This window comes from Arthrobacter sp. HMSC06H05 (genome assembly GCF_001807395.1).
In the GTDB taxonomy this organism is placed as follows: domain Bacteria; phylum Actinomycetota; class Actinomycetes; order Actinomycetales; family Micrococcaceae; genus Pseudoglutamicibacter; species Pseudoglutamicibacter albus.
In genome coordinates, this window is the sequence record NZ_KV788983.1 from 26,528 (window position 1) to 26,860 (window position 333).

Consider the following 333-nt stretch of genomic DNA (forward strand, 5'->3'; position numbering starts at 1 on the left):
TTCCCCGCGCCTGCGGGGATGATCCGTCTTGGTAGGCGGTGGCGTAGGGGAGGGCGGCGAGTTCCCCGCGCCTGCGGGGATGATCCAAAGTTCCATCATTTCCGTAGACCCGTGCGCCTGAGTTCCCCGCGCCTGCGGGGATGATCCGCTGTTTCAACTCAGGCGCTTTACCTTCGTCATGAGTTCCCCGCGCCTGCGGGGATGATCCGATAGACCCGAATTTCTCGGCACCCGCTTTGAGGAGTTCCCCGCGCCTGCGGGGATGATCCGCATTGAACTCGAGCATATCCTCGGTCTCAACCAAGTTCCCCGCGCCTGCGGGGATGATCCGGC

The 333-nt window shown here is 63.7% G+C and carries 1 CRISPR repeat array.

Annotated elements, in window-relative coordinates:
• Nucleotides 1-331: direct repeats of the CRISPR family, unit length 26 nt; unit sequence TTCCCCGCGCCTGCGGGGATGATCCG.
• Nucleotides 332-333 lie beyond the last annotated feature (2 nt).